General features: G+C 35.2%; 24 protein-coding genes, 1 tRNA gene and 1 pseudogene. 9 read left to right on the forward strand and 17 right to left on the reverse strand.

Annotated features, from left to right (window positions below; all coding sequences use genetic code 11):
* From FA045_RS07820 to FA045_RS19195, 4 genes and pseudogenes are all read left to right on the forward strand, one after another.
* On the forward strand, positions 1-174 hold a 174-nt coding region (locus FA045_RS07820; protein WP_169305030.1), incomplete at its 5' end, for an ATP-binding protein.
* A 259-nt stretch (positions 175-433) separates the two neighbouring features.
* Positions 434-1,213, forward strand: a complete 780-nt coding sequence (locus tag FA045_RS07825) for a PRTRC system ThiF family protein (protein WP_136876248.1) — start codon at positions 434-436, stop codon at positions 1,211-1,213.
* Between the two features lie 223 nt (positions 1,214-1,436).
* Positions 1,437-1,592 carry a hypothetical protein gene (locus FA045_RS18840; RefSeq protein WP_169305031.1) on the forward strand — a complete coding sequence of 52 codons (156 nt, stop codon included), beginning with the start codon at positions 1,437-1,439 and terminating at the stop codon, positions 1,590-1,592.
* Positions 1,589-2,509 (forward strand): annotated as a pseudogene (locus tag FA045_RS19195) (recombinase family protein); the annotation flags it as partial. The gene FA045_RS18840 and the pseudogene FA045_RS19195, both read left to right, overlap by 4 nt.
* 16 nt (positions 2,510-2,525) lie before the next feature.
* Here the strand turns inward: FA045_RS19195 and FA045_RS07835 are convergent.
* Complete coding sequence (locus FA045_RS07835; RefSeq protein ID WP_136876250.1) at positions 2,526-2,777, reverse strand: hypothetical protein; 252 nt, start codon at positions 2,775-2,777, stop codon at positions 2,526-2,528.
* 316 nt (positions 2,778-3,093) lie between these two features.
* Positions 3,094-3,173: transfer RNA gene (locus FA045_RS07840), tRNA-Leu, on the reverse strand.
* Positions 3,174-3,291: 118 nt separating this feature from the next.
* Between FA045_RS07840 and FA045_RS07845 the strand changes: the two genes are divergently transcribed.
* The gene (locus FA045_RS07845; protein WP_317130570.1) at positions 3,292-5,670 is read left to right on the forward strand and encodes a glycosyltransferase family 4 protein; all 2,379 of its coding nucleotides are present in this window, start codon (positions 3,292-3,294) and stop codon (positions 5,668-5,670) included.
* A 200-nt stretch (positions 5,671-5,870) separates the two neighbouring features.
* Here FA045_RS07845 and FA045_RS07850 read toward each other — a convergent pair whose 3' ends face one another.
* The 5 genes from FA045_RS07850 to FA045_RS07870 all read right to left on the reverse strand — a co-directional run bounded on the left by FA045_RS07850 (position 5,871) and on the right by FA045_RS07870 (position 9,449).
* The gene (locus tag FA045_RS07850) at positions 5,871-7,340 is read right to left on the reverse strand and encodes a glycoside hydrolase family 130 protein (RefSeq protein WP_136876252.1); all 1,470 of its coding nucleotides are present in this window, start codon (positions 7,338-7,340) and stop codon (positions 5,871-5,873) included.
* A gap of 23 nt (positions 7,341-7,363) precedes the next feature.
* A complete protein-coding gene (locus tag FA045_RS07855) occupies positions 7,364-7,915 on the reverse strand; it encodes a pyridoxamine 5'-phosphate oxidase family protein (protein WP_136876255.1) in 552 nt (183 codons plus the stop codon).
* Positions 7,916-7,937: 22 nt separating this feature from the next.
* Positions 7,938-8,375, reverse strand: coding sequence for a hypothetical protein (locus tag FA045_RS07860; protein ID WP_136876257.1), 438 nt, complete (start codon positions 8,373-8,375; stop codon positions 7,938-7,940).
* Between the two features lie 4 nt (positions 8,376-8,379).
* Positions 8,380-8,748: a SpoIIAA family protein gene (locus FA045_RS07865; protein ID WP_136876259.1), complete on the reverse strand. Its 369-nt coding sequence runs from the start codon at positions 8,746-8,748 to the stop codon at positions 8,380-8,382.
* 143 nt (positions 8,749-8,891) lie between these two features.
* Positions 8,892-9,449, reverse strand: coding sequence for a YciE/YciF ferroxidase family protein (locus FA045_RS07870; protein WP_136876261.1), 558 nt, complete (start codon positions 9,447-9,449; stop codon positions 8,892-8,894).
* 118 nt (positions 9,450-9,567) lie between these two features.
* Between FA045_RS07870 and FA045_RS07875 the strand changes: the two genes are divergently transcribed.
* Complete coding sequence (locus tag FA045_RS07875; protein ID WP_136876263.1) at positions 9,568-10,167, forward strand: hypothetical protein; 600 nt, start codon at positions 9,568-9,570, stop codon at positions 10,165-10,167.
* A gap of 108 nt (positions 10,168-10,275) precedes the next feature.
* The gene (locus FA045_RS07880; RefSeq protein ID WP_136876265.1) at positions 10,276-10,635 is read left to right on the forward strand and encodes a response regulator transcription factor; all 360 of its coding nucleotides are present in this window, start codon (positions 10,276-10,278) and stop codon (positions 10,633-10,635) included.
* Positions 10,636-10,652: 17 nt separating this feature from the next.
* On the opposite strand, the gene FA045_RS18845 is transcribed toward FA045_RS07880, so the two are convergent.
* The gene (locus FA045_RS18845) at positions 10,653-10,826 is read right to left on the reverse strand and encodes a hypothetical protein (protein WP_169305032.1); all 174 of its coding nucleotides are present in this window, start codon (positions 10,824-10,826) and stop codon (positions 10,653-10,655) included.
* 38 nt (positions 10,827-10,864) lie between these two features.
* Positions 10,865-11,767 (reverse strand): SDR family oxidoreductase, encoded by a 903-nt coding sequence (locus tag FA045_RS07885; RefSeq protein ID WP_136876267.1) that lies wholly within the window; start codon positions 11,765-11,767, stop codon positions 10,865-10,867.
* Positions 11,768-11,861: 94 nt separating this feature from the next.
* Between FA045_RS07885 and ligD the strand changes: the two genes are divergently transcribed.
* Positions 11,862-14,525, forward strand: coding sequence for a DNA ligase D (ligD, locus tag FA045_RS07890; RefSeq protein ID WP_136876269.1), 2,664 nt, complete (start codon positions 11,862-11,864; stop codon positions 14,523-14,525).
* A gap of 10 nt (positions 14,526-14,535) precedes the next feature.
* Here the strand turns inward: ligD and ku are convergent, their stop codons facing one another.
* The 4 genes from ku to FA045_RS07910 all read right to left on the reverse strand — a co-directional run bounded on the left by ku (position 14,536) and on the right by FA045_RS07910 (position 19,330).
* Positions 14,536-15,306, reverse strand: a complete 771-nt coding sequence (gene ku, locus FA045_RS07895; RefSeq protein WP_136876271.1) for a non-homologous end joining protein Ku — start codon at positions 15,304-15,306, stop codon at positions 14,536-14,538.
* Between the two features lie 94 nt (positions 15,307-15,400).
* A complete protein-coding gene (locus tag FA045_RS07900) occupies positions 15,401-15,922 on the reverse strand; it encodes a hypothetical protein (protein WP_136876273.1) in 522 nt (173 codons plus the stop codon).
* 185 nt (positions 15,923-16,107) lie between these two features.
* Positions 16,108-18,648: an ABC transporter permease gene (locus tag FA045_RS07905; protein WP_205943122.1), complete on the reverse strand. Its 2,541-nt coding sequence runs from the start codon at positions 18,646-18,648 to the stop codon at positions 16,108-16,110.
* On the reverse strand, positions 18,641-19,330 hold the full coding sequence (locus tag FA045_RS07910; protein ID WP_136876275.1) for an ABC transporter ATP-binding protein: 690 nt from the start codon (positions 19,328-19,330) through the stop codon (positions 18,641-18,643). The genes FA045_RS07905 and FA045_RS07910 overlap by 8 nt, the downstream gene beginning before the upstream one ends.
* A 105-nt stretch (positions 19,331-19,435) precedes the next feature.
* Here FA045_RS07910 and FA045_RS07915 point away from each other — a divergent pair, with 105 nt between their 5' ends.
* Positions 19,436-20,110 (forward strand): arylesterase, encoded by a 675-nt coding sequence (locus FA045_RS07915; protein WP_136876277.1) that lies wholly within the window; start codon positions 19,436-19,438, stop codon positions 20,108-20,110.
* Positions 20,111-20,185: 75 nt separating this feature from the next.
* Here the strand turns inward: FA045_RS07915 and FA045_RS07920 are convergent, their stop codons facing one another.
* From FA045_RS07920 to FA045_RS07935, 4 genes are all read right to left on the reverse strand, one after another.
* Positions 20,186-20,395 (reverse strand): hypothetical protein, encoded by a 210-nt coding sequence (locus FA045_RS07920; RefSeq protein WP_136876279.1) that lies wholly within the window; start codon positions 20,393-20,395, stop codon positions 20,186-20,188.
* Positions 20,392-21,159 (reverse strand): HNH endonuclease, encoded by a 768-nt coding sequence (locus tag FA045_RS07925; RefSeq protein WP_136876281.1) that lies wholly within the window; start codon positions 21,157-21,159, stop codon positions 20,392-20,394. The genes FA045_RS07920 and FA045_RS07925 overlap by 4 nt, the downstream gene beginning before the upstream one ends.
* A gap of 285 nt (positions 21,160-21,444) precedes the next feature.
* Positions 21,445-21,759, reverse strand: coding sequence for an HPF/RaiA family ribosome-associated protein (locus FA045_RS07930; RefSeq protein ID WP_136876283.1), 315 nt, complete (start codon positions 21,757-21,759; stop codon positions 21,445-21,447).
* A 299-nt stretch (positions 21,760-22,058) separates the two neighbouring features.
* Positions 22,059-23,834 (reverse strand): aminopeptidase P family protein, encoded by a 1,776-nt coding sequence (locus FA045_RS07935; protein WP_136876285.1) that lies wholly within the window; start codon positions 23,832-23,834, stop codon positions 22,059-22,061.
* Positions 23,835-23,858: the final 24 nt, after the last annotated feature.

Here is a 23,858-nt window from a genome sequence, read left to right on the forward strand (position 1 = left end):
TCACTTATCATTACCTCACAGCTGCCAGTAAGCAAATGGCATGAAGTGATTGGTGAAAAAACCATTGCCGACGCAATATTGGATAGGATTGTTCATGATGCCAACCGTATTGAACTCAAGGGAGAATCAATGCGGAAGAAAAGGGTGCCTGTGCAAGAAAATAGCTTCCAATAAAAAACAACTTTAAATAACTACTTTTGTTAACGCTTCTATAGCATTTGCAACGTTCGTTCGCCAGCAAATTAGGTGGTCAGTTTGCCACGGAATCACATGGTCAGTTTCTCCGAAATATACACTTTAGCCATACGATACGGAATGGGGCGTGGCAAGGGAAAGAGTTGACCATGGGTTGGCAATCACAAATCAAAAGCGGAAAGAGATTTCCCAACCGCCTCCTAAAGCCAACCAACCGAAAACTAAATGACATCATCCAATGAAAAATCAAAAGACTAACATACACATCCTACCTGCCTATTTCCTTAACCCCACCAACCCGATTTCAGTCAATCTCATAGGAGCAGGTGGGACGGGAAGCCAAATATTGACCGCCCTTGCAAGGATGAACTTTGCCCTGCTTGACTCGGTGCATTGTGGGCTGAACGTGACCATCTTTGATCCCGATACCGTTGAACCGTCCAACCTTGGTCGCCAACTGTTCAACGAGCACGAGCTCGGAATGAACAAGGCTGTTGCGCTGACCAATCGGGTCAACCGATTTTTTGGCACAAACTGGAAGGCGGTGGCTGGGAAGTTCGAGGACTGTCCCAAACAGGCTAACATCAACATTACCTGTGTTGACACTGTTTCCGCTAGAAAGAAAATCGCAGGGATATTGAACGATACCAGGGCATTGTCCAATGACAGGGACAAACCCCTTTACTGGCTTGATCTTGGCAATGGCAGGAACTCGGGGCAGGTTTGGCTGTCCACTATCGAGGAGATCAAGCAGCCCGAATCCAAAAAATTCAATACCATTTCAACACTATGCGATATATTCGAGACCTATAGGGGAAAGATGGAGTCCCAGCTGGAGAATAATGCGCCAAGCTGTTCACTTGCACAGGCACTGGGCAAACAGGATTTGTTCATCAATTCGGTACTGGCAAACATGGGGGCTTCACTTTTATGGTCGATGTTCAGACTGGGGGCTTTGGAGCAGAAGGGTTTCTTTCTGAACCTGACTGATTTTCGCTCCACACCTGTGCCTGTCTAGCTTTTATTGTAAAACGGGTTCGCCCAAAGGCGAACCCCAAAAAGCCTCGCGTCCTTCAGACACTCGGCTGGCGCCACTCTCAATAGATGGCTTGGTTAAGTGATTTTTGGGTTTGGAACCCTTATTCCTGTCAGGAACATATTTGCAAAACACAGTGCTTTTCATGGAGATTGTCAATATACTTCTCAAAGGTTTGTGATCTTGGCGTTTTATGATTGGTGCCATGGGACGGAAAAGGGACAATTCTTCAGTTTTACTGCTAGAAAAATATGAAAAGATATGCGAAGAAAATGGAATAGAACCTTCGTTAAATGAATTTGAATTGCTAACTTTATTAGCAGAAATCATTGTTGAAATAACATTAAAGGAGGAATTATGAATGCATTGGGATATTTGAGGTTAAGTGCAAAAGATCAGTCCAAATCATTGGAATACCAGGAAACCAACATCCGGGATTATTGCCTTCGGAATAAACTGGAGGTGGTCGGTATGTTCAAGGACAACGGCCGGTCGAGCTTCACCTTTGACCGGCCAGATTACCAGGCACTGGAGGCGTTTATCAAAAAACATAAGGGGAAATGTCAGTACCTGATCGTGCTGGATCATGATCGTTTTAGCCGTAATTTACCAGAAGCACTTATGAAAATCTCGGAATTGGAAGAAAAATATGGTGTGAAGGTGTTGTCAACCAGTGAAAGGGTGGACCTGGATACCACCGATCCCGATGTGTTCATGAAAAGGGCCTTTGATTACCTGATGGCCAATAAGGAGCTTTTCAATATCAGGCATCGGACCAAACAAGGGGTAAGGAATGCAAAGGAAAAGGGAAGGTACCTGGGCAGGGCTCCCTATGGTTACCGCAACATCGTTGACGGCAGCAAACGCAATCTGATTGAAATAGATGAAACAAAAGCATTTATCATTGAGAAAGTATTCAGGGATTATCTTCTTGGGATAGCACCTTACATCATCCATAAAAGTATCAAGGATATGGGCTTTACCAATAAAGGTCATTCAGCAATCAGGGATATCCTGAGCAACTGTGTCTATGCTGGTTTGATCAGGGTTCCTGCATATCGTGAATTGCCCGAAAAATATGTAAAGGCAATCCATCCGCCGATTGTATCGGAGGAAGAGTTTTGGTTGGTACAAAAGATGCTTGTCAATAAACGTCGGCAACAGGTTAGGCCTGACGAAGACTTTCCATTACGGGGAATTCTGAAATGTGCCTGTGGACAGAGCATGACCGCAGGTTGGTCTAAAGGTAGAAGGCAGTATTATCTTTACTACAGGTGCGTTGAGCACACGAATATCAATGTGCCTGGCAAAATGCTCCATGAAAAGTTCGATCAGCTGCTACGTGAGCTGAGTTTCCGGCCTTATCAGGTAGCTTTCCTAACGGCGGCACATGCGCTGCTTTCAGAAGAACCAATGCAGCATAAGAAAGATAGGCAAAATAAAAATATTCAAGCCCTAAAAAGCATAAATGAAAAAATTTACCTGCTGGAAGAGCGATACGTGAACAATGAGATTGAGAAATCAACTTATCAGAAGTGGTTTCCAAAATTTCAAGAAGAGAAATTGGCGCTGGAATTGCTCTTAAAGGGAAAAAATGAAAAGATTCAGACTGCGGAAAATGCAGTATTTGATGGTTACATACCTTACATGAAAAATATCTTTGATATTTATGAAAAATGTAACATCTATCAAAAGCATGCTATCATTAGGGGGGTGTTCAAACAAAATCTGGTATGGGGTGAGGGTGAACTTAGAACACCCTTGATTAACCCAGTATTTGAGGATAAGTTATTGATAATCAAAGAGAAAGGGTTGCTTTTTTATGAGCAACCCTTTCGAAAACAGGACAAAAGTCCGATTAGTACCCAGTGCCGGAGTCGAACCGGCACGGTTTCCCACAGGTGTTTGAGACCAGCGCGTCTACCAATTCCGCCAACTGGGCATTTCTTCTTTAGCGGGACGCAAATCTATCATTAAACTAGCGAAAAAGCAAAATATTTCTTGTTAAAATATTTATTGCTTAAAAATATCTCCTTTTAGGAATGTCATTTTAATTAGCAATGGCAAATGTTTTAAAAACAACACAGTCAAATACATTGTTAATCATTAGTATTACCCACAAAGTTCCTTTACTTTTTAGCCCGATTACCGACATGAAAATCGCTTATATTTCTACTTATCCACCTCGTGAGTGCGGATTAGCTACTTTTAATAACAACTTAATTAAAGCTTTAAACGCTAATTTCACTAATTCATCATTATTAGAAACAAGTATGGTAATTGCCATGAACAATTCTGATGATGTGGATGAATATAAATATCCTGAAGAAGTAAATTTCATTATTAGACAGAATAACCAAGATGATTACAGCGAAGCAGCAAAATTTATTAACGAAAGCGATGTAGACGCCTGCATTTTACAGCATGAATTTGGAATTTATGGTGGAGAAAGTGGTATTTATGTTCTGCCATTCATTAATCAAATAGAAAAGCCAATTATTTCTATTTTACACACCATTTTAAATACACCTACCTATTTGCAAAAATCTATTATAAAAGAAATTGCTAAAAGATCGGCTAAAATTGTGGTAATGAGTAATAAGGCTGTTGGGTTTTTGCAAAATATTTATGACATCCCAAGCACTAAAATTCAGGTTATTGAGCATGGTGTGCCAGATTTGGAGGCACCAGAAATAAATCCGATTAAACAATTGCCAGAATTAATAGACAAAAAAATCTTATTAACTTTTGGTTTGATTAGCAGAAATAAAGGCTTAGAAACTGTTGTTAAAGCTTTGCCTCAAATTGTAAAAAATAATCCTGATGCGGTTTATGTTATTTTAGGTAATACGCACCCAGGGGTTGTTAAAGATTCTGGTGAGGAGTATAGAGATTATTTGAAACAACTTGCTTTAGATTTGAATGTTGCTGATCATTTAATTTTTATGAACCGGTTTGTTGCTGAGGAAGAGTTGATTGACTATTTAACGGCTGCAGATATTTATGTAACCCCTTATTTTAATGAAGCTCAGATTACCAGTGGAACACTGTCTTACGCAGTAGGTGCTGGTGCTGCAGTGGTAAGCACTCCGTATTGGCACGCACAGGAATTGCTTGATGACAATAGAGGTCGCTTTTTTAATTTTAAAGATCATATTGGATTGGCAGAAATTGTTAATCAGCTATTAGAAAATACAGATAAACTTACAGCACTAAAAAGAAACGCCTATAACTATGGGTTAAAATTGAGGTGGCCAAAAATTGGTAAATCATTTATTAATGTAATTGAAAAGGCAACAAAGCATGTGGATTACAGCGATAAAATTTTGCGTCAAATTGTAGACAGAAGTGTAATTCCAGAATTTGATTTATCGTATGTTAAAAGGTTAACAGATGATACTGGTATTTTTCAACATGCTAAATTTGGCGTGCCAAATAGAAAGGAAGGATATTGCATTGACGACAATTCGCGGGCTTTAATAATGGCTTTAATGGCCTATCAAGAAAATAAAGATGTTGATGCTTTAAACCTTATCCCTATTTACCTAAGTTACATACACGATTTACAGTTGGACAACGGTAATTTTAGGAATTTTACAAGTTTTAGCAGACAATATTTAGATGAAGAAGGTTCTGACGATTCATTTGGAAGAACGGTTTGGTCGTTGGGTTATTTAATTCATACCTCTCCAAATAGATCTTATGCCGAATTTGGCTATGAACTTTTCTTTAAGTCGGTTAATCATTTTAAAAATCTCACACATTTACGCGGAATTTGTAATACCATAACAGGTGTAAGTTATTACCTAAAAACGCATCCTTACGATGAAAGAATTTTAAATGAATTGAATTTGTTAACCAATAAGCTCATCGAATCGTACAAAAACACCAAAGATGAGGAATGGCATTGGTTCGAAAATCATTTAACTTATGATAACGCTATTTTTCCGTTAGCACTTTTTCACGTTGCAGAAATTACGGGTAGGGAAGATGTGATTGAAATTGCGCATGAATCATTAAAATATTTAGAAAAAATTACTTTTAGTTTAAGTACTGTTAACCCAGTGGGGAACAATGGTTGGCACTTAAAGGGCAATAAAGCAGTTCCTATGTACGATCAGCAGGCAATTGAAATTATGGCGATGGTTTTAATGTACCACCAAGCTTATGTAGTTACCCGAGAGCAAGAATATTTAAAGAAAATGTTTACCAGTTATTTATGGTTTTTGGGCGAGAATACGCTTAGAATTCCGTTATATGATACCGAAACTAAAGGTTGTGCTGATGGTTTACAAAGTGGAGGTGTAAACAGAAATCAGGGTGCTGAAAGTACATTGGCTTACCTGATATCGCATTTAACTGTTTTAAAGGCTTTTAAGTACGAAAATAAACTTAATGGTTTAAAAAAAACTGAAAGTTTGTTAAAGATCAATAAGTGAGAAAACTACTTACATAAAAAAGGAGCTTTGAAATATTTCTAAGCTCCTTTTTTATGCGTTATATTTTCGTTTTTAGCAGAGGCTGATGTTTTTAGCCATGATTGCAGCGGTATCTCCCGATTCGATTTTTCATCGGATTGGGAATTTAGCGGAAAGCGGGACGAACATTAATTATTGTTCTGAAACTGCGCTTCAAAATATTACTCAGGTGAGTTTTTAAGTCGATCTAACAAGCTTTCTAAGTTTACAGTAGCAAATGATGAAGAATAATCTGAAAGGCCATAAGGTAAGATTAGCTCGCCATTATTAATGATAGAACCGCATGAGTAAACCACATTTGGTACATAACCTTCGCGTTCATCGGGATTTGGAATAAGTAAAGGCTCACTTAAACGACCAATTTCTATTGTTGGATCATTTAAATCTAACAATGTAGCGCTTAAACAATACCTACGCATCGGGCCAACTGCATGAGTAATAATTAACCAACCATCTTTTGTTTCTATCGGCGAGCCGCAATTGCCTAATTGTACAAACTCCCAACTGTATTTTGGTTCTTGAAATTTAATTGGATTTTCCCAGATATTGATTTTATCTGAATACATGATGTAATTGTTGATGCCATCTATACGAGCCAACATGGCGTATTTGCCATTAATTTTACGAGGGAAAAGTGCTAAATTTTTGTTTTGTGCACCTGCGCCAAATAATGGGCCAACGGTAAAATCGTAAAAATCTTTGGTTTTTAACAATTTAGGGAGGATGATATGGCCATCGTAAGCGGTGTAAGTTGCATAATAGGCTGATGAACCATCGTCATGCGTAAATTTGGTAAAACGGGCATCTTCAATTCCTTTACGTTCGAACTCTGATATTGGGAAAATTACACGGTCTGATATATCGGTGTCTAAAGAAAAAACGATTTCGTAATATGAATCAGAAAGCCACAATACCTTTTCAAATTCTACATCTTTTTCTGAATTATTTTCTAAAGCTTGAGCCTCGGCAATAACTTTTTTAAGGGTGATGTAATCGAATTGTTCATCTAATTTAGCATCAAGTTTGGCTAAAATATCTTTATCAATTAAGGATGTGATGCCTTTTTCGAGAAATAGTTTTTTATTGTAGGTTGCATTTCTTATTACTTCGGCCTCATCAACATAATCGCCAACTGGCATTACCGTAATGTTGTTTTGACTATCAATTAAGGCTCTTCTAAAAACAATGGATGAGATGTGACCTTCGCCAACTGCCCTAAAACTGATAATTAATCTTCTTTGACCTTCAACTAAATCTGTTTGATCTGGATCTTCGATGATTGAAGGATTAAAAAAAGCAGCCGATTCGATAGAATATTCGTGCGTAAAATAAGAACCTATTAACAGTTTACAATGTTGATCTAAATCATGGTAATCGATATCCATTTTCTCGAACAAAGGTTTTAGCTTTTTGCAATGCCTTGATAAGATTTTGGTAATGTTTCGATGCCTTTTAGAATACTCTTGAAGAAGCGGCGAAATGATCGCAAAAACTTGATCTTTGTTAAGTGTAAGCACTTTTTTAATTACTTCCTTAGCTCTATCATCGCCATTAAAGAAAAATCTGGCAATTACTCTTTTAGAATCTGGATATACTTTTACTTGTTTACGCTCTATTTTTAATCTCTTCATTTTTGCGATAATTTAGTTTTATTTTATACTTCGAGTTTACCTTCAACAGAATCGTCCATGGTTTTACCTGTGATAATTGAAGCAGCCATTTTTATAAATGCTACAGCTTCGCCATGTTTGGTATCCCAATAGTACACATTTGTAGGGGTAATTTTAATTAATCCGATGTTCGGGTCGTCTTTTCCATTCTGGAACCAAACTTTTAAGAATGGATTCCATAGTTCATCCATTTTTGCCTGATCTTTTACAACTTCGGCTATGCCGTAAACGCTTAAAAAACCAGAATTTTTGTTCTCTTGAAAGAAAAGCTGCGTAAAAGGATCTTGTTTAATTTCTTCGTTTTTGTTGCTATCAATCATGCTGATGAACCACAAGTTACCTTCATCATCAATATCTTGTACAGACATTGGCCTAACAGATACAGGTAAGCCAGTTTTAATATTGGTACAGAAAAAGCAGTTTTCGGCACTTTTAGCCAAGTCTTTTAGTTTTTTAACCGCATCTTTTCCTTCTAATGTTTTAATATGATCTTGTGTGTTCTGCGTATTGTTAGCGCTATCTCTTGAGTTTTCCATGGTAGGTTTAGGTTTAGGTTGATTATTTTTTTGAAAATGTTTTTAACACATAAGCAGTTACCAATGCTCCAAAAAGATAGTAACCAACGGTTAACGCTTTTGTTTGGTTAGTTCTGGTTACAGGTTCAGGATTTAAGCCCATTGGTTCGGGTAATTTTAATGCACCAATGCCAGCACTTAAGCCTAAAAAAATGGCTTTGGGCCAAATGAGGTTTTTATTGCCGCCAATTAAACTGTAATATATGGTATTTGCAATAATATCTGCTTTAAGCGTTACATTGTGTAACTCCTCTGGATTGGTAATTGGCGTGCCGTATTTACTCAATGTTTTGTTTATAGCCTGTTCGCCAATGATATTTATGTGTGGAACGTTAGTGGCGTTTTTTCTAAGTGTTTCGTGCAAAAGGTTTAGGGCAACTGAGCCAATAAAACCTGCGGTAATATTTTTAATTAATCCCATGATGTTATGATTTTAAACTTACCCAAGTTATTGCCTCATTTAGTGCTGTTAACGCAAATCCTTTTGCTTCTCGTGGTGTAACATAGCTAAAAGCATCAGTAAATTTTTCTACTGCTTTTTGATCGGTAACGATAGCCATTTTTTTCCAAGCGGTTAGGTGCTTTAAACCGGCAACCATATCCTGAAACCATGCGCCAGCGGTAAAATTTTCTACTTTGGTTTCTAAAACAAGTATGTAATGTATTTCGCCATATTTGGCTTTTATAACTTCTAAGCCAGGTAAAAGCACACTTTTTAAATCATCAGCAGTAACTTCGCCAACGGCTTTAACACCAAAAACATGATCTGGCAGGTTAGGTAATAATATTAACATAGGTATTGATTTTGTTAAAAGAATAACAATAACTTTTGTGGTAATGTTTTAGTAGTATGCTATTAAAAAAACCACAGAAAAATCTTATTGCTTTTACAATAGAATTGATCTGTGGTTAATTTGTAAGATTTAATCAAACTTAGTTATTCTGCAGACGCTTGCTCATTTACAAAGTTTTCTGCTACTGCTGTTAAAGCAACATCAGTTTCTTTTTCGTTGTCTAAAGTTTGCTGTAAAAGCTCCTGTACATCGGTATGGCCCATGTTTTCGGCAAACGTACGTAATGTTCCGTAAGTTGCAATTTCATAATGTTCTACTTTTTGAGCAGCTAAAATCAACCCTGCATCACGTATCATTGTACCTTTGTCGGTATCTTCAATAATTCCGGTTGCTTCTTCTAGCAAACCCGCCATTGCATCACATTTTTTAGCAACTGCTTTTTCTCCAAGCAATTCAAAAATTTGCTCTAAAGTTTCGATGTGGGTTTGTGTTTCTTGCGTATGCTTCTCAAAAGCAGCTGCAAGTTCAGTACTAGTTGCTGCTTTTTGCATTTTTGGCAATGCTTTAACTAAATGTTTTTCGGCCCAGTAAATGTCTTTAAGTTCATCTACAAAAAACTCATGAAATTCTGAGTTTTCCATTTTTCCGGTTTTGCCTGTTGGCTTTTTTGTTGCTGTTGTTTTTTTTGTTGCTGTTTTCATTGGTTAAGTTTTTTTATTGTACAGCATGAACACTCGTTAATTTAAAATGTTTAAGAATAGATTTTTTCAACAAAAAAATAGTAGTGTTGTTAATGGAGTAAATCTTAATTTACATAAAATGGATAGTATTTTAATTCCTAAACAGCGTGTTGGAAGTAAACTTGATTTGTCATCCGAAAAAAGTTTTAACACTTTATTGGAGGCTCAAATGTTTTTTGAGCTAGCAAAACAAAGGTTGATGAATGTAAACCAGTGGGATGAAATTTGCAAAGCTCCATCATCAATATTTAGATTGATGAATAGCAAAGGACAGGAAATAGCTGGTATGGTTAAGGAAGGTGATTTTATTAGGATTAACATACCTGGGCCTGGCAGCAAAGTAGGCGATGGCTATGATTGGGTGAGGGTAGAAACCATTACAGCACAGCAAATAGCAGATGAAGAAATTTTGAGCATTAGCGTGCGTCCATCACATCATCCATTAAAAAGTTTTAATGAAATCGCTCACTTTTTTAAAGCTGAAGCTACTTCTACTTTTCAGGTAAAAAGAAAAGGAAATGTTGTTTATGCCGAAATACATGGAAGAAATGAAATGCCAAATAACACCGCTTCGAACATTTTTGATAAGGTGAGGAATACTTTAATTGGTTGGTTTGCTAAAATTGGCTTTTCATACCCTCAATGGAAATGTTTAGCAGAAGGATTGGTTAAACATTAGCTTTGTAAAAATGTTATTTGAATTAATTTGCTATAAAATGTCTGTTTATACATATGATTTTTATATTTGCGAAACATCCCCAAATTTAGAATCACTAAATATAAAATTTTGAAAAAAAATATTTACGTTGTTGAAGACAACGATGATATCAGAGAACTTGTACATTATTTACTAGAAAGTGAGGGTTATGAGGTTGAGGCTTTTGCTAATGTTAGTGATTTTGAGCAAAAATTTGAATTGATAAAACCTGATGCTTTGGTTTTAGATATTATGTTGCCAGATGGTAATGGGATGGATTTATGCAATAAGATAAAAGCTAATGCATCTACAGAAAATATGCCAATACTCCTCATGTCTGCAAACACAAATGCTTTATATATTAATAAAAAATCCACTGCTAATGATTTTATATCAAAGCCGTTTGATATTGATGAATTTGTACAAAAAGTTGCAAAAATATTAGCTTAAAATTAAAAAGGAAAACATTAAAGTTTTCCTTTTTCTGCACCTTCTTTAGTTTCGCTAGGATCTTTTCCTGCTTGGCCATATTTAGGCGCCGCACCCTCACCATTTTGATCGAATGATGCTTTTCCCTTTGCATCACCAGTTTCCTTTTGCTGCTCTTTCTTGTTTTCTTTTGTTTTATTATGCTTTTCCATGATATTAAATTTTTAAATTAAACCCTAAACCCTAAACCCTAAATCGTAATTCTTCCGCCAGTAACTGGTAATGTAGCTCCAGCAATATAGCTAGCCTCGTCTGATGCTAAAAAAACATAGGCTGGTGCAACTTCAACAGGCTGGCCAGGCCTACCCATTGGGGTGTCTTGTCCAAATTTTTCGGCGTTAGGCATGGTAGATGGAATTAATGGTGTCCATATTGGACCAGGTGCAACTGCATTAACTCTAATACCTTTGCCTTCCATTAACAAAATCTGACTTAAATTAGCTGTGAAATTTTGTATTGCACCTTTAGTTGCTGCATAAGGCAATAATACTTCAGAAGGGTTGTAGGCATTTACAGATGTGGTATTAATAATGCTACTGCCTTTTTTCATGTGCGGCACCGCTGATTTGCTTAAATAAAACATGGGATGAATGTTGGTGTCGAAAGTTTTAATCCACTCTTCAGTAGGGATTTCTGCTAAACTTTCTCTACCCATTTGAAAAGCAGCATTGTTTACTAGGATATCAATTTGTCCGAAAGCTGCTACTGCTTTATCAATAATTTTTTTGCAATGACTTTCTTTTCGGATATCGCCTTTCATTAAAATGGCTTTTTGCCCAGCATCCTCCACCCATTTTGCGCTATCATTTGCATCCTCGGTTTCTTCATCACTTAAATAGCTAATCAAAACATCGGCACCTTCTCTGGCAAAAGCGATAGCAATTGCTTTTCCAATTCCAGAATCTCCGCCTGTAATGATTGCTTTTTTACCTTTTAATCGGCCATTACCTTGATAAGATTTCTCACCATGATCTGCCAAAGGTTTTAAATCTTTTTCAGTACCTGGCGGATTTTGTTCTTGTTTAGGGAACGGCGGCACCGGATATTTTTCATCGGGATTTGATTTGTTTTCTTGCTTTTTCTGTTTCTTCATATCGGTAGATAATTTAAATCAGCTTTATTGACTGTCTGAAACATAAACATTTTAAAATCTATAGTGTTTAAGCTATTGTAATAAATCATCATCCATGAGCTTATCAAAATATAAAAAAAAGAGGTCGTTTACTGCCACTTCCGAACCAGTAGGAGGAACAGGAAATGGAAAAGAACTTCGCTTTGTGATACAAAAACATGCAGCTTCTCATTTGCATTACGATTTTAGGTTAGAAATGGATGGTGTACTTAAAAGTTGGGCTGTGCCTAAAGGTCCATCAACCGATCCTAAAACTAAACGTTTGGCCATGATGGTTGAAGATCATCCATTTGATTATAAGGATTTTGAGGGGATTATCCCGGCAGGAGAATATGGTGGAGGTACTGTTATTGTTTGGGATGAAGGTACTTATGAAGCCTTAGAAGCCAAAGATAAAAACGTTAAAGGGCAAGAGCAATATCTTTTAAAGGAGCTTAAAAAAGGTTCGGTTAAAATGATTTTGCATGGCAAAAAATTAAAAGGAGAATTTGCGCTGGTAAAAACCAAAGGGATGGGCGAAAATGCTTGGTTGCTGATCAAACATAATGATCAATACGCATCGGCGGATGACATTACAAAAAAAGATAAATCGGTAATTTCTAAAAAAACTATTGAACAAGTAAGTAAGAGCTATGCAAAAGAAACCGATAAAAAGCAATTGACAAAAAAAGACCCTGTTCTAAAAATTGAGAAAAAAATAGAATCTAATGAAGATATAGATGAACCAGAAGCCGATTTAAAAACAATACTCAAACAAGCCGAAAAACAGGCATTTTTTAGTAAGCTTAAGCCAATGTTAGCCACTTTGGTAAACGAACCCGTTGATGACGAAGATTGGTTATATGAAATAAAATGGGATGGTTACCGAGCTGTAACTTTTAAAAACAAAGCTGCATTAGAGCTTAAATCTAGGAACGACCAATCTTTTAACGAAAAATTTTATCCGATCTATAATGCTTTAAAAGATTGGAAAATAAATGCCGTTTTAGATGGTGAAATTATTGTTGTAAATGACAAAGGAACAGCAGATTTTGGTGCTTTGCAGAATTGGCGAAGTGAGAAAGATGGTAATTTGATGTATTATGTTTTCGATATTATGTGGTTTGAAGGTTATAATCTTAAAAATTTGCCGTTAACTGCTAGGAAATCTATCCTCGAAAAGATTATGATTGATCATCCGTTGATACGAATAAGCAAACATTTTTTAACCTCGGGAACAGAATTTTTAGCTGCTGCGGTTAAAATGGAATTGGAGGGAGTGATAGCAAAACATCAAAAAAGTGCGTACGAAACAAACCACAGAAGTGGAAATTGGCTAAAAATAAAGGCAAATAAAAGGCAAGAAGTGGTAATTGGTGGTTTTACTAAAAATGATGATACCATTAAGCCATTTAGCTCATTGTTGGTAGGGGTTTTTAACAATGGCAAATTTATTTATACCGGAAAAATAGGTACAGGTTTTACTATAAAACAACAAAAAGATTTGCTAGCTAAATTTAAGGATTTGATTATTGATGAACCTGCATTTAGTTCGGAGCCAGATATTAACAAGCCAAATAAATTTAGATTTAATTTGCCAAAAGCAAAAGCTACTTGGTTAAAACCCGAGCTGGTTTGCGAAGTTAATTTTACCGAAATGACCACCGATGGGGTGATGCGGCATCCTTCTTTAGTAGGTATGCGCACTGATAAATCTGCAGATGAGGTAGTTTTGGAAAATGAAAAATCAACTCAAAAAGTAATCAAAAAAGTTAAAACGGAAATTGCGTTAGAAAAATTGGATGCAAAACAAACTTTTTTGAACAATGATGAAGATACGCAAGGGAAAAAGGTAGATGGCAAAGAGTTGAAGTTTACCAATTTGAACAAGATTTATTGGCCAAAAGAAAAAATTACTAAAAGAGATTTAATTAATTATTACGAGCAAGTTGCACCAATTATGCTGCCGTATCTAAAAAATAGACCACAATCTTTAAATCGCTTTCCTAATGGGATAAATGGGCAAAGTTTTTATCAAAAGGATGTTACTGGAAAAGTGCCAGATTGGGCAAATTTGTATTTATACCATAGCAATGATAGTGAGGAGGATAAACATTTCCTTTTAGGTAATAATAAAGCCACACTTTTATATATGGCTAGTTTAGGTTGCATTGAAATAAATCCATGGAGCAGCACCATTAAAAAACCAGACCACCCAACATGGTGTATCATTGATTTAGATCCTGCCAAGAATACCTTTGATCAAGTTATTGAGGCCGCTCTAGTTACCAAGCAAATTTTAGATGACATGGGCGTGCCAAGTTATTGCAAAACAAGTGGCTCAACAGGTTTACACATTTATATCCCATTGGGAGCAAAATATACCTACGATCAATCTAAAGAATTTGCTAAAATCATCGTTACGTTAGTGCATCACGAATTACCAAAATACACCAGTTTAGAACGTGCTGTAAAAGATAGGGGAGGGAAAATGTATCTCGATTTTTTACAAAATAGGGCTCAAGCTACTATAGCAGCACCTTATTCCGTTAGACCAAAACCAGGAGCAACAGTATCCATGCCGTTGGAGTGGGATGAGGTTAAAAAAGGATTAAAAATGAAAGATTTTCATATTTTTAACGCTATTGATCGCATTGAAAGTATTGGAGATATTTTTAAACCTGTAATTGGAAAAGGCATCGACCTAAAAAAAATTATTACGAAGTTGAGTTCTGGCTAACGATAAAAGTTTAAGCTTGTTTTTTACCGCTTAAGCTTTTCATCAACTGATCATAAAGATTGTCATTAGTTGCTTTTTGAGGTTTTAATTTCTTAACTACAGCACGTTTTCCTTTTGCTTTAGCCTTAATAATTTTAAGCAATTCGTTGCTGTAGGTGTCTTTAAACGCAGCGATATCAAATTCAGAACTGTATTGTTTTATCAAGGCTAAACCCACATCCATTTCTTTTTTAGGGATGCTTTTTGTATCCACTTTTTTAATTTCAGCTAGGGTTCTAATTTCTTCCTGAAATCTGATTTTGGTGATCACAATTACGCCATCCATTGGATGGATAACGCAAAGATTTTCGGTGCTGCGCAAAACAAATCTGCCTACTCCAGCTTTTTTAGATTTTTCTAGCGCCTTTAGCAACAATGCATAAGCTTTTGTGCCTTGTTTTTCGGGTTCGGTATAATAAGAAGTTTCGTAATAAATAGGGTTAATCGCCTTGATATCAACAAAATTCTCTAATTCGATGATTTTATTCTTTTCTGGAGCAGCTTCTTCAAAATCATGTTCATCTAAAATCACATATTTATCTTTTAAGAAAAAACCTTTAACAATTTTATCAAAAGGAACCTCTTTTCTGGTATCTTCATTTATGCGTTGAAACTTGATTTTGGCATGGTCTCTTTCGTCCAACATATCTAAATCTAGATTGCTGTTTTGAACGCCAGAGTATAATTTTACAGGAATGTTAACCAATCCAAAACCTATCGAACCTTTCCAAATTGATCTCATAACTTATTAATTTATATGATAAACAATGTATAAAAGATAATGTTCGGGATGATAACAGATTAATAGAAAAAATTTAATGGAATTATTACGAAAATTAAGCTAAATATCCTTTTTTGCTAATGAGAAAAGCACCAATACCGCCAACTCCTAAAATTAATAACCATATATAGCTATCTAATGGCACATTAACAGGTTTGCTTGTTGAACAATATGTAGGATTATTATAGGAATAATATACATAATCACCATGACCATTAATCTCTCCTCCTCTACTAGTAGAAATAATACAGGACTTACCTTGGCTTACAAATTCTTTTTGCTCAGGCCCTACTTGACTTGCAGGAAAAGAATTTACTTTATTGCATTCATAACCATAATAGTTTGGTTTTGAACTATTATAGTTATTATAGTTTATATCAACATAAGTACCATTTGATTTGTAATACCTCATTTTAGCACCTCCATAAGGTGATGCTTCACCTAAATATTGTTGATAAATCCTACTGTTAAATAGGCAGCCATAACCAGTAGTTTGTGCCTTAATAGAGTTTATGTTTAATAGTAAAAATAATATTAAAATAATTTGTTTAAAGTCTAATTTATATTTTTTTTCCATCGTTAACTTTTTGGCAATTGTTATGCCGTTAAAAATAGAGCGTGGTTAAAAATATAAAAATGTTTGTTTAAACATATAACTTTATGAATTAAATGTTTGTTTTTTACAAATAAATAGATTGATTTAATATAAAAGTGTAGTTAATTAAGGTTTTTGTAACAAAATATTCCTTTAAAGAGTACGATTTATCCCTCGTTTCTCAAAATTTTTAATGGTGGCTGATTTAAGATGCTTTTTGTACTCCAAACACCTGTTATAACAACTAAACCAACAACAATTGAAAACAAAACAAAAATGGGTACTAGTGGAGGAGCAAAATTAGCTTCGAAACTAAACTTGGCCAATAACCAACTTCCGCCAATGGCTAAAACTAATCCAGCACCTGCTGCAAAAACACCAAGAAAGAAATACTCTACCGCATTGATAGATAGAATTTGTTTTTTGCTTGCGCCTAAAGTTCTCAGTAGAATACTTTCTTTTATGCGTTGGTTTTTGCTGGTTAGTACTGATGAGAGTAAAACAATCCACCCTGTGGCCATACTAAAACCCGCCATAAACCTAATTACAAAACCAATTTTATCCAACAACTCATCTAGTAATTTAAGTACCAAATCTAAATCTATCATCGAAATATTTGGAAAAGCATTTACCACATCACTTTGGTATTTGGCAGAAACTTCTTTAGAAGGAACTCTGGTCATTAACACATGAAACTGCGGTGCTGCTTCTAAAACTCCAGCCGGAAAAACAACTCTAAAATTGGTTTGCATGGTTCCCCAATTTACTTCTCTTATGCTGCCAACAACTGTTGGAATTAGCATTCCCTGAACATTGAAAAGGATTTTATCTTTCAGTTTTACCTTAATTCTGTTAGCATATCCTTGCTCTAATGATATAGGAATTGTTTCAGTTCCTTCTTCAACTTTTCCAGTCCAAACTCCGCTGATTAATTTTTCGGCTGCTGTTAAACTATCTTGATACGTGGCTCTAATTTCTCCTCTAAAAGCCCTAGCATTCCCTGTATCAGCTTCTAGTTTTTTGCCATTAATTTCTTCAATCCGCATAGTAATAATCGGAACTTGGTTCATTAATGGTAATTTGTAAGATTTGGTCAGTTTGTTGAGCTCTTGTTTTTGCGAGTTCTGAATATCGAACATCACCATATTGGGTTGGTTTGCACCTGATGAAAGTGTAACGCGATTGATTAAAATGCCTTGGACAAAAAATAAGGTAGCGATAAACGCAGTGGAAAGACCAATAGAAACCGTTAACATTAAAGTTTGGTTGTTTGGACGATATAAGTTTGCAAAACCTTGGCGCCATAAATAGCTCCAAGCAGATGGTAAAAACTTCTTTACCAAAAACATTAAGGTTTTTGAAAATAATAGGAGCAATAAAAAAGCAATACCTATAGCTAAGGTAAATGCAATTGTTTGCATCACCGATCGCATTTGTAAATAAGTAAACCCAAATACAAACAGCGCCATAAATGCGTAAACCAACCACAATAATGAGTCTCTTTTAGTTTGTTGGTTTTCAAAAGAAGCTCTAATTGCATTTAAAGGAGAAATTTTCCTCACACCTAAAAGCGATGGCAAAGCAAACAGCACAGAGATAATTAAGCCTAAGATAATGCCTTGTGCAACAGCTAACCACGAAATTTGCATCGTGATTTCTACTGGCAGAAAATCTTTAAGCACAATAGGTAATAAAAATTGTATCAGCGTACCCAAAATTGAACCCAATATGGCACCAATTAATCCAATAATAGAAATTTGTATCAAATAGATGAAGAATGCATGTTTAGCCTTTAAGCCCAAGCAACGTAAAGTTGCAATGGTGCTCAGTTTCTCTTGTATATACACATGTATGGCGCTACCTACTCCAATGCAACCTAAAAGCAAAGCGATAAAACCTGATAGCGCCAAAAACCTGCTCATGTCTCTAAAAGATCTACCGGTTTCTTCTTTTTTAGAAGCAACGGTTTCGATATCTAAACCTTCTTTTTCAACTTTTGGTTCTAATGTTTTAATGGTTTTCGCCAATTCATCCGCATTGCGATATTGGTAATAAAAACGGTAAGTAATGCGACTGCCAATTTTAGTTAAGCCAGTTTGTTCTAAATATTTAAGCGGAATATAAACTATTGGCGCAACACTTGCTGAAATACCCGTTTGTCCGGGTGCTTTTTCTAAAATGCCTAAAATTTTAAATTTTAAGTCGCCTACTTTTACCGAGTCCCCAACTTTAGCGTTGTATTGTAGCATTAAAGTTTGGTCTACCAAAGCATTTCTATCTTCTTGAAAATTAGTTGCAGCTTGTGTAGGCTTAGTTTCTATTTTACCATAAAATGGAAATTTTCCTTCTAATGCCTTAATTTGAATTAATCTACTTCCACCATTTTTGATGAAGTAAACCATAGAGGCGAAGGTTCTTTCTGTGGCTCTTTCATCACCTAAAGTTTCGATGCTTTTTAGGGTAGCAGGTGCAACTGCTCTTTTACTTTCGATAATTAAATCGGCACCAGTTAGCTCTTTTGCTTGGTTGTTGATGTCGTTTTCTAAATTATCTTTAAAAGAATAAACGGCAACCAAAGCTGCAATACCCAATACAATTGACGAGATGAAAAGTAACAAGCGAGAACGATTTTTTCTACTATCTCTCCAAGCCATTTTTAACAGCCAAGAAAAACCAATTTGTTGTTTAGGAATTTCGTTCTTAAGCATGTTGAGGAGTTTCGTTGGCTATAATTTGTCCGCCTTTAATTTTAATAATTCTATTGGTTCTAGCTGCTAAATCTAAATCGTGTGTAACAATTACCAAAGTTGTGCCCGCATCTTTATTCAAATCAAACAACAGTTTGATGATTTTTTCGCTGGTTTCAGCATCCAAGTTTCCTGTAGGTTCATCGGCAAAAAGTAGCGCAGGTTTGTTAGAAAATGCTCTAGCTAATGAAACGCGTTGCTGTTCGCCACCAGATAATTGCACAGGATAATGATCTGCTCTATCAGCCAAACCAACTTTTGCCAATAAATCCAAAGCGAAGGCTTTACTATTTTTTTCACCCCTTAACTCCAGCGGAACCATTACATTTTCTAATGCAGTTAAGGTTGGCAATAACTGAAAATTCTGAAATATAAAACCTACATATTGATTGCGGACTGCAGCTCTTTCATCTTCGCTTAAGCTATCTAAAGCCACGCCACTTAAAACAACAGAACCAGAACTAGCCCTGTCTAAACCAGCACATAAGCCAAGCAAAGTTGTTTTTCCGCTACCTGAAGGGCCAGTTATAGCAACAGTTTCGCCTTTAGAAATAGAAAAATTAATATCATTTAATACGGTAAGCGAGTGATTGCCGCTTTTATATATTTTGCTTACGTTTTTAATGTCGAGGATACTTTCCAATTGTAATCGTGTTTTAAGTTTTTAACTATATTTAAGCACAAACATTTATGTTTGAAAACCTGTTAAAGATAATAGGTTTGTGAATTAGATTGATAAAATTTAGATATGTTACGAAAACGTTTAATGCCTGCTATTGTTTTAATTGCCATGCTTGGCGCTTGTGGTAATACAAAAAATGACAACCAAAAAACCGAAACAGATACTTTGGCTGTAGTCGATAAAAATAACAGTACAAAAAACATTGTATTTTTCGGTACAAGCTTAACTGCAGGTTTAGGTTTAGATCCTTCGGAAGCTTACCCTACTTTGATCCAAAATAGAATAGATTCTTTAAAATTACCTTATAAAGTTATTAATGCAGGCTTAAGTGGCGAAACATCTGCCGCTGGCAAAAGCCGAATAGAATGGCTTTTGAAACAAAAGGTTGATGTTTTTGTGCTAGAATTAGGTGCTAATGATGGGTTAAGAGGTATTGCAGTTGCAGAAACCACTAAAAATTTACAAGCGATTATTGATGCTGTAAAAAACAAATATCCTGAGGTGAAAATGGTAATGGCAGGTATGCAAGTTCCACCAAATATGGGCAGTACTTATGCAAACGATTTTAAAGAAATGTTCCCAAAATTGGCTGAAAAAAATAACATGGTTTTAATTCCGTTTTTATTGGATAAAGTAGGAGGTGTGCCCGCTTTAAATCAACCAGATGGTATTCATCCAACTGCCGAAGGTGATAAAATTTTAGCAGAAAATGTTTGGGTGAAATTGAGGGGTGTTTTGTAGGGAGTTTAAATCGACAAATTTTAATCAATCTAAATTTTGTAAATGATTTATATAATTTCTCTAAACCATGTTTTTTTATTTCTTCATAAATTCTAGCTCAGGAATACAAAGATTATTCCAACCTAATGCTTCATTCATACCTTTAATAAAGGCAGATTTTTCCTCCAATGAGTTGAATGAATATTTTTTTAAGTTAATTTCAAGCTCCTCATCAGATAATAGCTGATTGTTATAAATTTTATGAGCTTGATCTTCTCCAAATATTACTGATAATTTGTGTTTCATTTTTTAAAAATTTGTTGGTAATGGAAATCTAAAAAATCTTTTGATGGAATGAATTTATCAGGTAATATAATATTTTTTTTATCATATTTTAAAAAGAGGTCTGAAATTGTTTGACTTTTATTGAAGTCATCAAAATGGTTTGAAACTTTTATCTTAAATTCTGGCGTAACAGTAATATAACCCTTGTCAAATGCTTTATCATGAAGTGAATTTAAGCATAAGCCGTTGTGTGGATTGAGTCGATTTTTTTCATCGATTTTCCAAGGTAATATATGATTTGCAACTAAAAGTTCAGGAATAGGTATTCCTGTAATACAGCATTTTTGATTATACGAGGCAAGTATTGTGGAGCGGAAAAAATTTTGATTTACTCTTTGCTTAATTAAAGCCTTTCTTTCTAAACCTAAAGGAAATTCAAGCAATTCTACATCAATAGTATCTTCGATATTTCTGTTTTGAAACTCAGCAATTAACAATTCACTTTCATAAGCTAATTTATTCCAATTTCCATTAAACTCATCCCAAACAATTTCGTCAATTTTACTACCATTTCTTAATCCAACTATTCCTTGTTTCCGTAATTCTGGATCAAGTCTGCCAAAATTTCCAACTTTCATATTTAAGGCCGATGGACTTCGACCTATTATATTCGCATGTTTAATTATTAAGGGATTTGTTTTACTACTATCTTTAAAAGGTATTTTACAATATACATTAAAAGCAACAATAGTTTCTTCACGCGTCCAATTATTGCTTTTTTTCATTTTTTTAATAATTATTTCTAATATGTACTTAATTAATCTCTCTTATGATAGGTGATATTTTTATCATAACCTAATGCTTGTGAAAATTAAATAAATAATAGCTAAGAATTTTATCTATTCATTCAATTTTAAATAAAAAGATGATGATTTTAAATTGAAGGATTGTTCAGTAATCTATATTTAGATTTTTAAATTTAATAAATTTTTATTTTAGTAATCAATTTAACTTTAAACCAAAAAAGACCGATTAAATCGGTCTTTTCTATAAGATAACAATATTCTATTTTAATGCGCTTTCATTTTACTTACCGTTGTATTTAAGGCATTTCTTAATTTTTCAGTAGCACCTTTTAAAGCTAAATCATAAGTGTCACCTAAATCGCTGGTTACAATAGGCTGTTTACCTTCTAACCTTGCCTCTAACAAACACTTTTTGTCGTTAACGCCACCTTTGCTACCATTCTCGTCGCTCATGTGTACTTCAATTCTGGTAATGTAATCGGTATATCTTTCTAAGTCAACATTTAACTTTTCTGTAATCTGCGCTTCGTATTCGCTGTGTATCGTTAAATTTTTATCAGTGTTCAGTTGAATAATCATAATGGTTCTATTTTTAGATTTTTATAATAACTAAATAACAGCAAATTTTATCGCTTGTTTGTTGAGCAAAAGTAAAAAGCATTATTTTAATGTTAAACACTTCATATTCAAGCACAAAATAAAGGTCAAACACTAATGCCTAAAGCTGAAGACCAACGAATAAAATGAAAATATCAAAATACCTAAATTCAGAATTCTTAGGTTCTCTCAGGTTTCTTAGGTGGTTTAAAAAGCTGAAAGCCCAAAGCCAAAATTAAGAATGATTTTTTTTACGCTACTAGCTTCCAACTTCCCGACTTTTACAACATAACCGTCATCTCCGCTAAAAATACCTTTTCCTCTTCACTCAAAAACGGACTAAGCTGATCGTAAACCAAAGCATGATAATTATTTAACCAATCAATATGCGCTTGTTCCAATAACTCTTTTTTAACCAATGTTGTATCAATAGGAGCTAGGGTTAAAGCCTCAAATGCGTAAAACTCAATAAATTGGTTTACCTCATCTTTAACGGTTAATACTAAATTTTCTATCCTAATACCATGTTTGCCTGGGCGGTAAATTCCTGGTTCAATAGAAGTAATCATGCCTAATTCAATAGGCACTGCAGTTGCTGTAGCATTAAAAACCTGCGGACCTTCGTGTACATTTAAGAAGTAACCAACACCATGGCCAGTTCCGTGACCATAATTTAAAGCGTAATCCCACATTGGTCGGCGGGTAATGGCATCAATTTGGTAGCCACAAGTACCTTTCGGGAAACGTGTTTTACAACCTTCAATCATCGCTTTTAGCACCAAAGTATAATCAATGCTTTCTTCTTCGGTATTATTCCCCATTGGGATAACTCTAGTAATATCAGTCGTACCGTAACGATATTGACCGCCAGAATCAACCAAAAATAAACCTTCAGCTTTGATGGTAACATCACTTTGCTCGGTTGCGCCGTAATGTGGCAAGGCACCATGAGCTTTGTAGGCTGCAATGGTATTAAAACTCTCGCCCACAAAACCATCTTGTGCAGCTCTAAATTCTCTTAATTGTGCAGCAGCAGAAATTTCGGTTATTGCTATTTTGCCAACATTGTCTTTAACCCATTTTAAAAATTGAGTTATGGCAACTCCATCTTTTACCATTGCCAAACGCGTATTTTTAATCTCAACGTCGTTCTTAATTGACTTTAACGAGGTAGATGGATTGGTATTTAAAACTTTTTGTACCGATGCAGGAATTAATTTGTACAAACCAAAACAGGTTCTTTTTGGGTCAATTAAAATTGTACTTTCTGATGGAATATTGGTTAATCCATCACCAACAGCTTCATAAGCTAAAACTTCAACGCCGTTATCAGCTAAAACACTTAAATCAGCATCAGTTAATTTATTTTTATCGATGTAAATTGTAGCTTTTTCAGTTGTAATTAATGCAAAACTTAAAACTACCGGATTGTAACTCACATCACTGCCACGCATATTAAAAAGCCATGCCATATCATCTAACGACGAAATTAAGTGGCAATTCGCATGATTTTGCTTCATCACTTTTCTAACCGCAGTTAATTTATCAGCAACAGACTGACCAATATATTGCTCATCAATTAAAAACGCTGGGTTTTTTGGTAATTCAGGCCTATTCTCCCAAATAGCACTTAAATAATCTTGATTTTTAAATTCTACTTGCTTAAAAGCCAATTGTTGCTCTAATAATTCACCCAAAACAACTGATACCAATTGCTCATCGAAGGCAACGGTTGAGCCTACTGGCAAAACCTCGGTTAACCAATTAATGTACTCAGGGTTATTTTGAACTTTTAGTTTTACCAATTCAAAACCACTTCCCTCTAACTGTTCTTCAGCTTGTTCAAAATAACGAGCATCGGCCCACAAACCTGCAAAATCTTGTGTAATAACTACAGTACTTACAGAGCCTGTAAAACCAGTAACAAAGCGAATGCATTTGTAACGGCTAGGCAAATATTCGCTAATATGTGGGTCGGCAGATGGAATAATGTAAGCCGAAACGCCATTCTGTTTCATTTGTTGGCGAATGGCAGCTAGTTTTTCAATATAAGTCATGCAGCAAATGTGAGAGTTTTAAAG

The sequence above is a fragment of the Pedobacter cryotolerans genome (assembly GCF_005116475.1).
GTDB lineage: Bacteria > Bacteroidota > Bacteroidia > Sphingobacteriales > Sphingobacteriaceae > Pedobacter > Pedobacter cryotolerans.